Genomic DNA, 13,891 nt, shown 5'->3' on the forward strand with positions numbered 1-13,891 from the left:
GTCAGCGGGTCCTTTCGAGGAGGCGGCCGGTGGGTTCGGCGAGGGTGCCGTCCGCCGCGATCCGCACGCCGCGCAGCCAGGTCGACCGGACGACCCCGTGCAGGGTCCGGCCGGCGTACGCGGTGACCTGGTTGCGGTGGAAGAGCTCGGCCGGGTCGACGGTGAAGGTCGCGTCGGGGGCCAGGACGGCGAAGTCGGCGTCGCGGCCGGCCTCGATCGCGCCCTTGTTGCGCAGTCCGGCCAGCTCGGCGGGGGCGGCCGACATCCAGCGGGCGACGTCGTCGAGCGAGTGGCCGCGCCTGCGGGCCTCGGTCCAGATGGCGGGCAGCCCCAGCTGGAGGGAGGAGATGCCGCCCCACGCGGAGGCGAAGTCCGGCGTCTTGAGGTCGGTGGTGCAGGGCGAGTGGTCGGAGACGATGCAGTCGATGGTGCCGTCGGCGAGACCCGCCCACAGCGCGTCCTGGTTGGCCGCCTCGCGGATGGGCGGGCAGCACTTGAACTCGGTGGCGCCGTCGGGGACTTCCTCGGCGGTGAGGGTGAGGAAGTGCGGGCAGGACTCGACCGTGACCCGGACGCCCTCGCGCTTGGCGGCGGCGATCAGCGGCAGCGCGTCGCTGGAGGACAGATGCAGTACGTGGACGCGGGCGTTCAGCCGCTTGGCGTGGGCGATCAGCCCCTCGATCGCGGTGTTCTCGGCGTCGCGCGGCCGGGAGGCGAGGAAGTCGGCGTAGGCGGGGCCGCTGCGCTGCGGCGCGGACTCCAGGTGGTGCGGGTCCTCGGCGTGCACGATCAGCAGGCCGCCGAAGCCGGCGATCTCCGTCATCGACCGGGCCAGCTGCTCCTGGTCCAGTTCGGGGAACTCCTCGACGCCGGAGGGCGACAGGAAGCACTTGAAGCCGAAGACGCCGGCCTCGTACAGCGGTAGCAGGTCCTTGACGTTCGAGGGGATCGCACCGCCCCAGAAGCCCGTGTCGATGTGCGCCTTGGGGGCGGCCACCTGCTGCTTGACGCGCAGGTTCTCGACGGTGGTGGTCGGCGGGAGCGAGTTGAGCGGCATGTCGAGCAGGGTGGTGATCCCGCCGGCCGCGGCGGCGCGGGTGGCGGTCCAGAACCCCTCCCACTCGGTGCGCCCGGGGTCGTTCACGTGGACATGGGTGTCCACGAGCCCCGGCAGCAGCACATCGTCGCCGAAGTCCTCGAGCCGGGCGCCCGGCGGCACCTCGGCGTCGTACGGCAGGACCGCTTCGATCTTCCCGGCGGCGACGGCGACCGTGGCGGGCCGCGTCCCCTCGGGAGTGACGACGCGCGTCGAGCGCAGTACCAGCTTCTCGTCCGTAGCGGACACCCGTGCTCCCCACATCATTAATTCAACGAACTGTTGAAGGAGTCTTCACTCGGGAAAGCGGCCCGTCAAGACCCCCATTCTCTGCGTCGGGCAACCGGCGGACCACTCGGACATCCACTGGAGGTTTCCACAAAGTAAAAGACTAATTTCACAGAGCGGAATGTAGAATAGGCCAGACACGGTGCGGCAGAACCACCGGGGGGTCTGCGGACACCCGGACAAACGGGCCCTGACCGGCCAGGACGCCGACCGTGGAACAGTGGGCCGATCGGGAAGCGCCCGGTAGGCTGCTGCCTTGCTCTTCCGCTTCGAAAGGACCGTTGACGTGCCGCCGTCCCACGCCAGCACTTCCGACTCCAAGCCCGCCGGACCCAGCGGCGGTGTGCAGTCCCTTGAGCGCGCCTTCGATCTGCTGGAGCGGATGGCCGATGCGGGGGGCGAGGTCGGTCTGAGTGAGCTCTCCGCGAGCAGCGGACTGCCGCTGCCCACCATTCACCGGCTGATGCGCACGCTTGTGGTCTGTGGATATGTCCGCCAGCAGCCCAACCGGCGCTATGCGCTCGGCCCGCGCCTGATCCGGCTCGGCGAGTCCGCGTCCCGGCTGCTCGGCACCTGGGCCCGCCCGTATCTCGCGCGGCTGGTCGAGGAGACCGGCGAGACCGCGAACATGGCGCTGCTCGACGGCGACGAGATCGTGTACGTGGCGCAGGTGCCGTCCAAGCACTCGATGCGCATGTTCACCGAGGTGGGCCGCCGGGTGCTGCCGCACTCCACCGGCGTCGGCAAGGCGCTGCTGGCCCACACCCCGCCGGACGAGGTACGGGCACTGCTCGCGCGCACCGGGATGCCGGCCGCCACCGAGAAGACGATCACCACGCCCGACGGCTTCCTGGACGCGCTGGAGCAGGTCCGCAGGGCGGGCTACGCGGTGGACGACAACGAGCAGGAGATAGGGGTCCGCTGCCTGGCGGTCTCGGTACCCGACTCCCCCACCTCTGCCGCGATCTCGATCTCCGGTCCGGCGGGCCGGGTGACCGAGGCGGCCACCGAGCGGATCGTGCCGATCCTGCAGCAGGCCGCCAAGGAACTGTCCGAGGCACTGGCCAGCAGCGTTTCGGCGGGCTGAGACGTGCCTGGCGCCGCACCGCCGATGCGGTGCGGCGCCAGGCACGTCGCGCAGGGGGCCGACCTGTTCGGTCAGCCGTGCGTCACTTCTCCCAGCCGACGGTCTCCGGAAGCGGGGTGTAGAAGATGGTCGCGCCGACGTTGGCGAGCCCCTTCTTCACTCCGTAGGTCGACGGGCCGCTGAAGAGCGGCAGGAAGGCGTACTGCTTGAGCGCCTTCTGCTCGACCTTGTTGACCGCCGCGGCCTGCTCGTCCAGGTCGGCGATCCCGGTCGTGGCGCGGATCTCCTTGTCCAGCTCCGGCGAGCCCGCGCCGGTGATGTTGGAGTCACGGTCCGAGCAGTAGAAGTCGCACAGGTAGCGGGCCCCGTACGGGTCCATGGAGCGGTTGCCCGACAGGAAGAGGTCGAATCTGCGGTCGCTGAGCACCTTCGAGAAGTCCGCGTCGTCACCCTTCTTGATGACGAGGTCGATACCGACGGGCTTCAGCATCGCGGCGAAGGCGCCGGCGGTGGCCTTCTCCAGCGGGTCGTCCCCCAGGAGCGTGTACCCGACTTCGAGCTTCTTGCCGTCCTTGACGCGGACCCCGTCCGAGCCGGGCTTCCAGCCTGCCGCGTCGAGGCTCTTGCCGGCCTCGTCCGGTGCGTACTTCAGTACGGCCGAGAGGTTGTCCTCGTAGCCCTTCTGAAAGCTGTACAGCACGGCCGAGCCGGGCAGCGGCTCCTTGTAGTCGAGCCCCTGGAACTGGATCTTCGCGATCTGCGCGCGGTCGACACTCTGCTCGATGGCCTTGCGGACGGCCTTGTCCGCGAGGACCGCGGACTTCGTGTTGAAGTAGAGCGAGTACTCGAACGGGCTGCCGCCGCTGCGGATCTCCGTGCCCTTGAGTCCCTTGATCTGCTTGAGGCTCTCCGCGTCGACGGCGGAGGTGTAGTCGAGCTGGCCGTTCTTGAAGGCGTTGACCGCCGCGGTCGGCTCCAGGTTGACGTAGACGCGCTTGTCGAGCTTGCCCTTCTTGCCCCACCACTTCGGGTTGCGGACGAAGGTGATGTTGCCCGAGTGCGTGTCCCACTTGCCGACGGTGTACGGGCCCGCGCCCCATTCCGGGTGGGCCTTCTTGACGTACGCCTTGTTGAAGTTGTCGACCGTGGCGGCCTTGGGATGCAGGAAGGTGGTGAACAGGGTCGACCAGGAGGCGTTGACACCCTTGAAGCTGATCACGGCCTGCTTGGCGTTCTTGCCCTGCTCGACGGAGGTGATCTGGTCGTAGCCGTCCGTGGACGAGGCCGCGAAGTCCTTGTCCGAGCCGTTGTTGGCCTTCCAGGTGGCCTTGATCGCCGTCCAGTCGACCGGCGTGCCGTCGTTGAACGTGGCCTTCGGGTTGATCGTCAGGGTGACCTTCTGGTTGCCGCCCTCGACGGCGACCTTCACGTCGCTGTAGTAGTCCGGGTTGTACTGCACCTCGCCGGTGGGCGAGTACGTGATCGCGGCGGCGTTGTACCAGCCCCAGACCCGGGACGCGGTCAATGTGGCATTGACGTTGAACGGGTTGCCCTGGTCGTCGAAGGTCCCGACCGTCGTGTACGTGCCGCCGTCCTTGATCTTCTCGTACGGCTGGGGGTTGTAGTCGACGGCAGCCGACGCGGCCTTGGGGGCGTCCTTCCCGTCCGGACCGTCCGTGTCCTTGCCGGAGGAGGACTGGCACGCGGTGGCCGCGACGGAGACGGCGGCGACGAGGGCGATCGGCAGGGCAAGTCTGGCGCGCATGGCGAAATGGTTCCTTCTGGTTCGGTGGAGTGGACAGGGAGCCCGGCGGCCGGCCGGCCTCAGACGGCGTGACAGGCGTACCGGTGGCCGGGATGCCCCGCCACCTGCGTCGGCGCGGGGCGTTCCGTGCGACAGCGCTGACGCACGTCCTCGCCGGCGAGGCGGTAGAGCGGACAGCGGTCGACGAAGACACAGCCCGCCGGGACCCGGTCGGCGCTCGGCTGCTCGCCCTCCAGCACGACGCGCTCACGGGTGCGTTCCAGCGGCGGGTCGGGCACCGGGATCGCCGACAGCAGCGCCCGGGTGTACGGATGCTTCGGATCGGAGAAGATCGTCTCGGTGTCCCCGGTCTCGACGATGTGCCCCAGGTACATCACCGCGATGCGGTCGGAGATGTACCGGACCACCGCCAGGTCGTGGGCGACCACGAGATAGGCGAGGCCGAGTTCGCGCTTGAGCCGCGCAAGGAGGTTGATCACCCCGGCCTGCACCGAGACGTCCAGGGCCGAGAGCGGCTCGTCCAGGACGAGCAGTTTCGGCTCGGTCGCCAGGGCCCGCGCGATGCCCACCCGTTGGCGCTGGCCGCCGGAGAGGGCGGCCGGGAAGCGGTCGCTCACCGCGGTGTCCAGCCCGACCAGCGCCAGCAGTTCGCCGATCCGGGAGCGGATCGACGCCCGGTCCCGCCCGATGGCCTGCAGGGGTTCGGCCAGCAGCTGGAAGACGGGCAGCCGCGGGTCCAGGGCGCCCAGCGGGTCCTGCATGACGATCTGTACGTCCCGCCTCAACTCCCTTACCCGAGCGGCGGAACCGGCCGCGCCGACATCGGTGCCGGCGATCTCGATCCGGCCGCCCTCGGGCTGCCTGAGCCGGAGGATCTCCAACAGGGTCGTGGTCTTGCCGCTGCCCGACTCGCCCACCAGCCCCAGGGTCTCCCCGGCGCGCAGCTCGAAGCTCACCCGGTTCACGGCGTGCAGCGTCCCGACCCGGCGCTTGAGAACGGCGCCCTTGGTGACCGGGAAGGTCTTGACGAGGCCCTCGACGCGGAGCACCACCTCACCCGCCGCCACGCGGTCGGGGCGGGTCTCCTGAGCGGCGCGTGCGGTGTCCCCCGCGGGATCCAGCGAGCCGTCGGCGATCTCTTCGGCGCGCAGGCAGGCCACGTCCCCGTGCCCGGTGACCTCGCGCAGTGCGGGTTCGTCGGTGCGGCACTCGTCGAGAGCGACCGCGCAGCGGCTCGCGAAGGGGCAGCCGGCCGGCAGGCCCACCAGGGCGGGCGGCTCCCCGCCGATCGGGAGGAGGGGCCGGTGCACCCCGCTGTCCACGGTCGGCACGGCGGCGAGGAGCCGCGCGGTGTACGGCATGACCGGCCGGCGGAACAGCTCGTCGACGCCGGCCCGTTCCACGAACCGGCCGGCGTACATGACGGCGATGTCGTCCGCGTGGCCTGCGACGACCCCGAGGTCGTGGGTGATGAGGACGAGGCCGGCGCCGGTCTCCTTCTGCGCCAGCCGCAGGACGTCGAGGATCTGGGCCTGCACGGTGACGTCGAGCGCGGTGGTGGGCTCGTCCGCGACGAGGACGGACGGCTTGTTGGCGATCGCCATGGCGATGACGACGCGCTGTCGCATGCCGCCGGAGAACTCGTGCGGGAAGGACCGGGCCCGGCCCCGTGGGTCGGGGATGCCGACGAGGTCGAGCAGCTCGACGGCCTGTTCCCAGGCTGCCCGCTTCGTCAGGTCCTGGTGGATCCGCAGGGTGTCGGAGAGCAGGCGGCCCACGGAGAAGATCGGCGTGAGGGCGGACAGCGGGTCCTGGAAGACCATGCCGATGGCGTTGCCCCGCACTTCGGACAGTGCCTTGTCGCCGAGGCCGATCAGGTCCCGGCCGCCGAGCAGCACCTGGCCGCTCAGGTCGGCGGAGGGCGGCAGCAGGCCCATGATGCCCATGGCGGTGGCCGACTTGCCCGAGCCGGACTCGCCGACGATGCCGAGGGTCCGGCCCGGAAGGAGGTCGAAGCCGACGCCGCGCACCGCCTCGACCGGGCCGGACTCGGAGGGGAAGGAGATCCGCAGGTCCCGCACGGAGAGCACGGGCTCGGTGGTGTCACCGGGCCGTGCGGCCTTGGAGAGTGCCGTCGCGGCTGTCATCGTCGGCCTCCTGCCGCGCCGGTCACGGATGTGGGGTCCAGGGCGTCGCGAAGTCCGTCACCGACGAAGGTCATCGACACGGTGAGCAGGACGACCAGACCTGCGGGGAAGGCGAAGAGCCAGGGAGCGCTCGTGACGGTGCTCGCACCGTCCGCGAGCATCGTGCCGAGGGAGACGTCCGGCGTCTGCACGCCGAATCCGAGGAAGGACAGGGCGGTCTCGCTGAGTACGGTCGCCACGACACCGAGCGTCAGGTTGACGATCAGCAGCGAGCCGAGGTTGGGGATGATGTGGCGCAGGATGATGCGCAGCGGGCTGACACCCATGAACTCCGCCGCCGTCACGTAGTCCCGTTCACGCAGTGAGGTCGAGACGGACCAGATGACCCGCGCGGTGGACATCCAGCCGAACACCGTCAGCACGACGATGAGGACCCGCCAGTCGCCGGCGAGGCGGTTGGAGACCAGGGCGAGGATGAGGAAGGAGGGGACGATCAGCAGGAAGTGGATGACGGCGAGCGTCGCCTTCTCGACCCGGCCGCCGAAGTACGCGGCGCTGGAGCCGATGACCGCGGCGACGACGACGGTCAGCACGGAGACGCTCACTGCGATCGCCAGGGAGCGCTGGAGGCCGTGCACCGCGCAGGCGTAGATGTCGTTGCCGCCCTGGTTGGTGCCGAACCAGTGGACGGCGCTCGGCGGCTGGGTGAGCGCGGCGAAGTCCGCGTCGGAGTACGCGTAGGACGTGAACAGACCGCCGAACGCGCTGAACAGCACCAGCAGTACGAAGATCACCACACCGACGACGGCGAGGCGGTTGCGCAGGAAGCGCCTCAGATAGAGCCGGCCGAGACCGAGGTCGCGCCCGTAGCTCTGCGGGGGGAGCGCCGCTTGTGGCACCTGGTCCGCGTTCGCACGGGCCGGGGCACCGGTGGTCACCTCTGTGGCCACGTCAGCTCACTCTCACTCTCGGGTCGAGGAAGACCGTGGCGATGTCCGCGAGGATCGCGCCGATCGCCGTGAGGGCGGCGGCGAAGGCGGCCGTCGCGACCGTGCCGTGCACGTCGTTCTTGCTGATGGTCTGGATGAAGTAGCGGCCCATGCCGTTCCAGCCGAAGATCGTCTCCGTGATGATCGCCCCGGTGAAGATGGCCGGGATGCTGAAGGCCACGGACGTCGCCGTCGGTATGAGCGCGGTCCGCAGGGCGTGTCTGCGGATCGCCTGGGCCCGGGTGAGCCCGGTGGCCTGGGCGGTGCGCACGAAGTCGGCGTTGATCATGTCCAGCAGGAGCGAACGCTGCGTGAGGTGATAGCCGACGTAGCCCATCAGGGTCAGGGTCAGGGTCGGCAGGATCAGGTGCAGGAAGCGGTCGCCGACCGTGGGGAGCAGCCCTTCCACGTTCGGCGAGTTCTCCCCGGCGACGTAGAGGAAATGCAGCCCGGCGTGCTGGTTCAGCCAGATGGCCACGAAGACCACCGCGAGCGCGGCGACGGACGTCGGAATGTTGAACACCGCGATGGAGACGGCCTGTGACACCCGGTCAGCCCAGCCGTACTGGCGGGACGCCGTGTAGACCCCGAGCGTGACGCCGATGACCACGGAGAGAATCGTCGCGATCACGACCAACTCCGCGCTGACGAGCGAGCGGTAGCCGATCTCCCCGTTGACGGAGACGCCGGTGGGGGACTTCCCCCAGTCGAAGTGGACGACCACCGAGGTGAGCCAGTCCCACCACCGCTGCACCACCGGCACCTGCGGGTCCAGGTTGTAGGGCGCGAGGGCCCGGCCGATCTGGGCGTCGCTCCGGACCGGCCGCAGCTCCTTGAAGTTCGACCGCGGGTCCAGGAACCAACTGGACAGGAAGTAGGTCGCGTTGGTCGCGACCACGATCATCAGCAGCCAGCCCGTCGCCTTGCGCGTCACATAGCGGACCACGCGCGGCGCCTCCCCACGGCACGCAAGAGGTGCGCCTCGCGGGCGCCGGATCTGGGGGACGTATGCATGCGCCGCGGAGCTTTCTGGGGGGACGGAACGTAAGCACAGACGTGCGAGCGTCAGTCTGGTCCGCACCCCGGCGCGGGCACCAGATCTTGGCCGGTCCTGCCACAACGCCGAAATACCGCCGTAGCAAACAGTCCTGACACATCAGGACTTGCACCTTGCCGGCCGTGCCGCCACGCAACGAGATCACATGCCGCTGAACCGGGGCTGAATTCCCCGGCGAAGGTTCCCGTGTGCGAGGAGGAGTCCGCCCGCGGTCCGGGGGCCTGCGCCTGCTCGCTCAGATCCGGGCCGGGGCGGTCAGCCGGTCCTTGCGGCTCAGATCGGGGCCGGGCCGTCAGCTTGCGCTCGCCGGCTCAGATCGGGGCCGTCAGCTTGCGCTCGCCCGCTCAGATCCGGGCCGGGGCGGTCAGCCGGCCGTCCTGCATCGTGACCGTCATGTCCGTCCGGTCCAGCTGGGTCCGGTCGTGGGTGACCAGGACGGTCGCCGTGGACCGCTGCCGGGTCAGCGTGACGAGGAGGTCCAGCACCGCCGCACCCCGTTCGTGGTCCAGGGCACTGGTCGGCTCGTCGACGAGCAGGACCGCCGGGTTGTTCATCAGGGCCCGCGCGATGTTGATCCGCTGGCGCTGGCCGCCCGAGAGCTGGTGCGGCCTGCGCTCGGCTTTGTCCGCGAGACCGACCGCTTCGAGCAGCTCCAGCGCCCTGTTCCGCGCGCCCCGGGTGTCGCCGCCCGACAGGTGCCTCATGACCTGGAGCTGTTCGACGGCGGTCAGGGAGGGCAGGAGGTTGGGCTGCTGGAAGACGATGCCGATCCGCTCGCGGCGCAGCGCCGCCTTGTCCGCGCGGCTGAGCCCCGCGGTCCGCGTACCGGCGATGACGACCGCGCCCTCGTCCGGGGTGACCAGCGTGGCGGCCACGGCCAGCAGGCTGGACTTCCCGGAGCCGGAGGGCCCGACGACGGCGGTGAGAGTTCCCGCGGGCACGTCGAGTGCGACCCGGTCCAGGGCGGTGAGCCGCCCGTCGCCGTCGGGGTAGGTGAGCGTGACGTCGGTGAGCGTGAGGGTCATCGGGCACTCCCGAGTGCGGTGAGCGGGTCGACGGCGGTGATCCGCCGGATGGACAGGGCCGCCCCGACGGCGCCGAGGGCGACCATGACGGCGGCCGGGACCAGGACGGTCGACACCTGGAGGACGAAGGGCACGGCCCCGCCGCTGACCAGCGCGCCGATGCCGGCGGCGAGCGCGGTGCCCGCACCCGTGCCGACGGCGAGCATCACCACGGCCTGCCCGAGTGCGTCCCGGAGCAGAGAGCGCGTGGAGGCACCGAGTGCCTTGAGGACGGCGACGTCGCCGCTGCGCTGGATCGTCCAGACGGTGAAGAAGGCGCCGATGACCAGGGCGGAGATGATGAAGAGGAAACCGCGCATCAGCTGGAGCGATCCGTTCTCCGCCCGGTAGGAGCCGATCGCGGTGAGCGAGCCGTCGAGCGTGCGCGTGCTGGTGCCGGCCGCCCGGTCACCGGCCGCCAGGTCGGCGCCTTCGGTGGTGGTCAGGGCGATGACGGTGGCGTGCGCGGCGGCGCCGTCGCCCCCGAACCGCTGCCAGTCCGACAGCGCGGTCCACACCACCGGCGTGTGGCTGTACGAGGCATCGCCCGCGACCGCCGTGACGGTGACCTCGCCACCGCCGAGCCGCAGCCGGTCACCCGGCCGGGCGGACAGTTCGTCGGCGGCCTGCCCGGAGAGCACCACCTTTCCCGGCCCCACCCGGGCACCGGAGGGCGCCAGGCCGCCGGCCGGCTCGACGCCGAACGCCGAGACGGCCGCCGTGCGCTCCCCCGCCATCGAGGCGGCGTTCAGTGTGCGGATGCCGAGCGGCTGCGCCCTGTCGACACCGGGCTGCCCGGCCCAGCTCCGCCAGGCGGTCTCGCCGACGGCCGAGTCACCGAAGGACAGCGGCCGGCCGTCGGGCGGGGCGGCGAACGCCAGGTGGTCGGCGTTCAGCCCCGTGACGGCCGAGGTGTTCTCCCGGGCCAGTCCGGCCGTGAGGCCGGACAGCAGACCCACGAGCAGCGTGATCAGCACCACGACCGAGCCCATGAGGGCGAACCGGCCCTTGGCGAACCGAAGGTCTCTCCATGCGACGAACATGGCTCCAGCCTCGGTCCGGGCGACCGGAGAAACATCGCCCGTCGGCCGGTCCCGACATCAACCTTTCGATTGACCGGCCCCGCGCACCCCGCGCCTACGCTGGACGAATCATGGAAACGCGTGTCCACCCCCCGGTCGCCGCCGCACTGCGGCTGTGTCTGCACGCCCTCCTGCTGGGGCTGCTGGCGCTGACCGCCGTCAAGGCGGTGAGCGGCGAAGGCCCGCACGCCGGGGCCGTCGTCGCGGTCTCCTGCGTGCTGGCGGCGGTGTACGGGGCGGGCGCCCTGGCCCCTGTCGTGCAGCCCCGGACCCTGGCGGGGGCGCTCTGGCTCGCCGCGCTGGGGGCGCTCTGGCTGGTGCTGCTGGCACTCTCGGCGGACGCGCTGTGGGTGGCCTTCCCGCTCTACTTCCTGCAACTGCACCTGCTGCCGACGCGCGGGAGCCTGCCTGCCGTCCTGGTGACCGCGGCCGCCGCCATCACCGGTTTCCTGCTGCACGGGCAGGCTGTCACACCCGGTGCCTTCATCGGCCCGCTGCTCGGCGCGGCGGTCGCCGTCGCGACAGTGCTGGGATACGACGCGCTGTTCCGGGAGAGCGAGCGGCGCCGCGCGCTCATCGAGGAACTCGTCTCGACCCGGGCCGAGCTGGCCTCGGCGGAACGCACCGCGGGGACACTCGCCGAACGCGAACGGCTGGCCCGCGAGATCCACGACACCCTTGCGCAGGGCCTGTCCAGCATTCAGCTGCTGCTGCGCGCAGCCGAACGCACCCTGCCCGCGGGCGCCCCCGCCACGCCCCATGTCCGCCGGGCCCGGGAGGCCGCCCAGGACAATCTCGCCGAGGCCCGCCGCTTCGTACGCGCCCTGACCCCGCCCGATCTCGCGACCGGGTCGCTGGCGGCCGCCCTGGAACGGCTCTCGGCCCGCACCACGGACTCCTCGCTGACGGTGCGGTTCGCCGTCAGCGGGGCCGCGGTGGAGCTGCCCACCCCTTACGAGGTGGCGCTGCTGCGCACCGCCCAGTCGGCGCTGGCCAACACCGTGCGGCACGCCGGGGCGCGGCGGGCGGAGATCACCCTGAGCTTCATGGACACCTCGGTGTCGCTGGACGTGGTCGACGACGGCCAGGGGTTCGCACCGGGCGGCAGGCCGGACGCGCCGGACACCACCCCGGGCCCCGGCGCCGACACCGGTGGCTTCGGTCTGCCCGCCATGCGGTCCCGGGCCCGCTCCCTGGGCGGCACCCTCAGCGTCGAGTCGGCGCCCGGCGAGGGCACCGCCCTCGCCCTCACACTGCCCCTGCCGATCGCTGTCGGCCGGACCGGACAGGACTGCGCATGACCCCTGCGATCAGGCTGCTGCTTGCCGACGACCACCCGGTGGTCCGGGCGGGGCTGCGGGCCGTCCTGGACACCGAGCCGGACTTCCGGGTGGTCGCCGAGGCCGCCACCGCCGAGCGGGCCGTCGCCCTGGCCGCGGCCGGCGGGTTCGACGTCGTACTGATGGACCTGCAGTTCGGCCCGGGTCTGCACGGCTCGGAGGCCACCGCCGCGATCACCGCGGCGCCGGACGCGCCCCGGGTCCTGATCCTGACCACGTACGACTCGGACGCCGACATCCTGGCGGCGGTCGAGGCGGGTGCCGCCGGATACCTGCTGAAAGACGCCCCGCCGGAGGAGCTGGCGGCCGCGGTACGCACGGCGGCGGCCGGCCGCTCCGCCCTCGCCCCGGCCGTCGCGCACCGGCTGATGGACCGCATGCGGACCCCCGCCGAGGCGCTGACCAAGCGCGAGCTGGAGGTCCTGCGACTGGTGGGCGAGGGGCTGTCCAACCTGCGGATCAGCAAGGAACTGTTCCTCAGCCAGGCGACGGTGAAGTCCCATCTGGTGCACATCTACGCCAAGCTGGGCGTCGACTCGCGTACGTCGGCGGTCGCGGCGGCGACGGCCCGCAGGCTCATCCGGCGATGAACCGCCGCCGCCCCCCGACGTCCTGCGCGCCCGTCCGCCGCTTGCCCGCCCCGCTCCGGCTGCTCAGCGCCGCGGCGGCTCACCGAAGAGATCCACGGCGACCCGGACGTCCCTGAGCGCCGCCGCCAGGGCGCTGACCGAACCGATCGCCCCCGCGATCAGCAGCAGCGACCGGCGGAGCCGGGGAATCTCGGGCACGCCGGTGATCGCCATCGCGTCCAGCGCCGCCAGCTCGTCCTCGGCGATCGCACGGTCCGGGAACTCCGCGGGATGTCCGGCCAGCTCGCGGCGGAGCCGGGAGACGGCCGTACGCAACTCCGTCACCCTCGGATCCTCGCCACTGCTGGTCACCCGAGCCTGCCCCACGCTTTTCAACAAAGCACTCCCCCTCGCACGCCGTTGTGCCGGTGTTTCGACCAGTTCCCGGACCGTGGTCAAGTGTCCGGGGGTGCGGGCAAGTTAACGCCATGAGAGGTGTCGTGCGCCACTCCGAGGACGGAACTCGGTGTGTCCCGCACGGTGACAAGCGGTTACGGGCGGGTCCACCCGTGCGGGGGCCGCCCGTCTGAGGTATCCAGTCGGAATGACAAGCACACCGCTTTCCCCTTCCCCGTCCACCCCTGCGGTCGTCGCGGGGCTCCTTCTCGCCGCGGGCGGCGGACGCCGGCTCGGTGGCCGTCCGAAGGCGCTGCTGGAACACCGCGGCAGCCTCCTCGCCGACCATGCGGTACGCACCCTGCGGGACGGCGGCTGCGGCCCGGTCCATGTGGTGCTCGGCGCGGCGGCCGACGAGGTGCGGGCCAGGGCCGAGCTGTCCGGCTGCTCGGTGACCGTCAATCCCGAGTGGACCGAGGGCATGGGCTCTTCACTGCGGGCGGGGCTGGACGCCGTCGCCGCCTCGGGGGCGGACGCGGCGCTCGTCCTGCTGGTCGACCAGCCCGGCATCGGTGCGCGGGCGGTGGCCCGGGTGCGCGCGGCGTACCGCTCCCGGACGAGCCTCGCCGCGGCCTCGTACGAGGGGGAACGCGGCCATCCGGTGTTGTTCGGGGCGGATCTGTGGGCAGACATCGCGGCGGGGGCGGTGGGCGACCAGGGCGCTCGGGCCTACCTGCGGGCGCACCGCGATGCGATCACGCTCGTCGAGTGTTCCGATGTCGCTCAGGCGTACGACATCGACACGACGGAGGATCTGTCGCACCTTGAGTGAACGTACTGGCACTCTGCGCCAGCAACGAGCCTTTTCTGTCGACCCGGAGAATCTCGACATCAACAAACCATTGAACTTCCACCATGAGGAAACTACTATCCACTGGTCAGAAGCCCTCTGCACCCCAGACGGCGACCACGGCCGTATCCCGGAGCCATGGCACGCCGTGCCGTTCCAGG

12 protein-coding genes are annotated in these 13,891 nt (G+C 71.2%); 4 read left to right on the forward strand and 8 right to left on the reverse strand.

Features of this window, described 5'->3' with window-relative positions; genetic code table 11:
• Position 1 precedes the first annotated feature (1 nt).
• Entirely contained in the window at positions 2-1,360 is a 1,359-nt protein-coding gene (gene allB, locus LNW71_RS03345; protein ID WP_250971886.1) for an allantoinase AllB, read from the reverse strand.
• Between the two features lie 310 nt (positions 1,361-1,670).
• Between allB and LNW71_RS03350 the strand changes: the two genes are divergently transcribed.
• The gene (locus LNW71_RS03350) at positions 1,671-2,471 is read left to right on the forward strand and encodes an IclR family transcriptional regulator (RefSeq protein WP_250966845.1); all 801 of its coding nucleotides are present in this window, start codon (positions 1,671-1,673) and stop codon (positions 2,469-2,471) included.
• Between the two features lie 82 nt (positions 2,472-2,553).
• On the opposite strand, the gene LNW71_RS03355 is transcribed toward LNW71_RS03350, so the two are convergent.
• The 6 genes from LNW71_RS03355 to LNW71_RS03380 all read right to left on the reverse strand — a co-directional run bounded on the left by LNW71_RS03355 (position 2,554) and on the right by LNW71_RS03380 (position 10,536).
• Entirely contained in the window at positions 2,554-4,236 is a 1,683-nt protein-coding gene (locus LNW71_RS03355) for an ABC transporter family substrate-binding protein (protein ID WP_250966846.1), read from the reverse strand.
• A gap of 59 nt (positions 4,237-4,295) precedes the next feature.
• Positions 4,296-6,383, reverse strand: a complete 2,088-nt coding sequence (locus LNW71_RS03360) for an ABC transporter ATP-binding protein (RefSeq protein ID WP_250966847.1) — start codon at positions 6,381-6,383, stop codon at positions 4,296-4,298.
• Positions 6,380-7,282, reverse strand: a complete 903-nt coding sequence (locus LNW71_RS03365) for an ABC transporter permease (protein ID WP_250971887.1) — start codon at positions 7,280-7,282, stop codon at positions 6,380-6,382. Before LNW71_RS03365 ends, LNW71_RS03360 begins: the two co-directional genes overlap by 4 nt.
• Before the next feature lie 52 nt (positions 7,283-7,334).
• Positions 7,335-8,318: an ABC transporter permease gene (locus LNW71_RS03370; RefSeq protein ID WP_250966848.1), complete on the reverse strand. Its 984-nt coding sequence runs from the start codon at positions 8,316-8,318 to the stop codon at positions 7,335-7,337.
• Between the two features lie 455 nt (positions 8,319-8,773).
• Positions 8,774-9,454 carry an ABC transporter ATP-binding protein gene (locus LNW71_RS03375; protein WP_250966849.1) on the reverse strand — a complete coding sequence of 227 codons (681 nt, stop codon included), beginning with the start codon at positions 9,452-9,454 and terminating at the stop codon, positions 8,774-8,776.
• Positions 9,451-10,536: an ABC transporter permease gene (locus LNW71_RS03380; RefSeq protein ID WP_250966850.1), complete on the reverse strand. Its 1,086-nt coding sequence runs from the start codon at positions 10,534-10,536 to the stop codon at positions 9,451-9,453. The genes LNW71_RS03375 and LNW71_RS03380 overlap by 4 nt, the downstream gene beginning before the upstream one ends.
• A 110-nt stretch (positions 10,537-10,646) precedes the next feature.
• Here LNW71_RS03380 and LNW71_RS03385 point away from each other — a divergent pair, with 110 nt between their 5' ends.
• Both LNW71_RS03385 and LNW71_RS03390 read left to right on the forward strand, forming a co-directional pair.
• Positions 10,647-11,876: a sensor histidine kinase gene (locus LNW71_RS03385; protein WP_250966851.1), complete on the forward strand. Its 1,230-nt coding sequence runs from the start codon at positions 10,647-10,649 to the stop codon at positions 11,874-11,876.
• A complete protein-coding gene (locus LNW71_RS03390) occupies positions 11,873-12,505 on the forward strand; it encodes a response regulator transcription factor (protein WP_250966852.1) in 633 nt (210 codons plus the stop codon). Before LNW71_RS03385 ends, LNW71_RS03390 begins: the two co-directional genes overlap by 4 nt.
• 63 nt (positions 12,506-12,568) lie before the next feature.
• On the opposite strand, the gene LNW71_RS03395 is transcribed toward LNW71_RS03390, so the two are convergent.
• Positions 12,569-12,871: a DUF5955 family protein gene (locus tag LNW71_RS03395; protein WP_250966853.1), complete on the reverse strand. Its 303-nt coding sequence runs from the start codon at positions 12,869-12,871 to the stop codon at positions 12,569-12,571.
• A gap of 217 nt (positions 12,872-13,088) precedes the next feature.
• Between LNW71_RS03395 and LNW71_RS03400 the strand changes: the two genes are divergently transcribed.
• Positions 13,089-13,712 carry a nucleotidyltransferase family protein gene (locus tag LNW71_RS03400; protein WP_250966854.1) on the forward strand — a complete coding sequence of 208 codons (624 nt, stop codon included), beginning with the start codon at positions 13,089-13,091 and terminating at the stop codon, positions 13,710-13,712.
• The last annotated feature ends 179 nt before the right edge of the window (positions 13,713-13,891 follow it).

This window comes from Streptomyces sp. RKAG290 (assembly GCF_023701695.1).
Classification (GTDB): domain Bacteria; phylum Actinomycetota; class Actinomycetes; order Streptomycetales; family Streptomycetaceae; genus Streptomyces.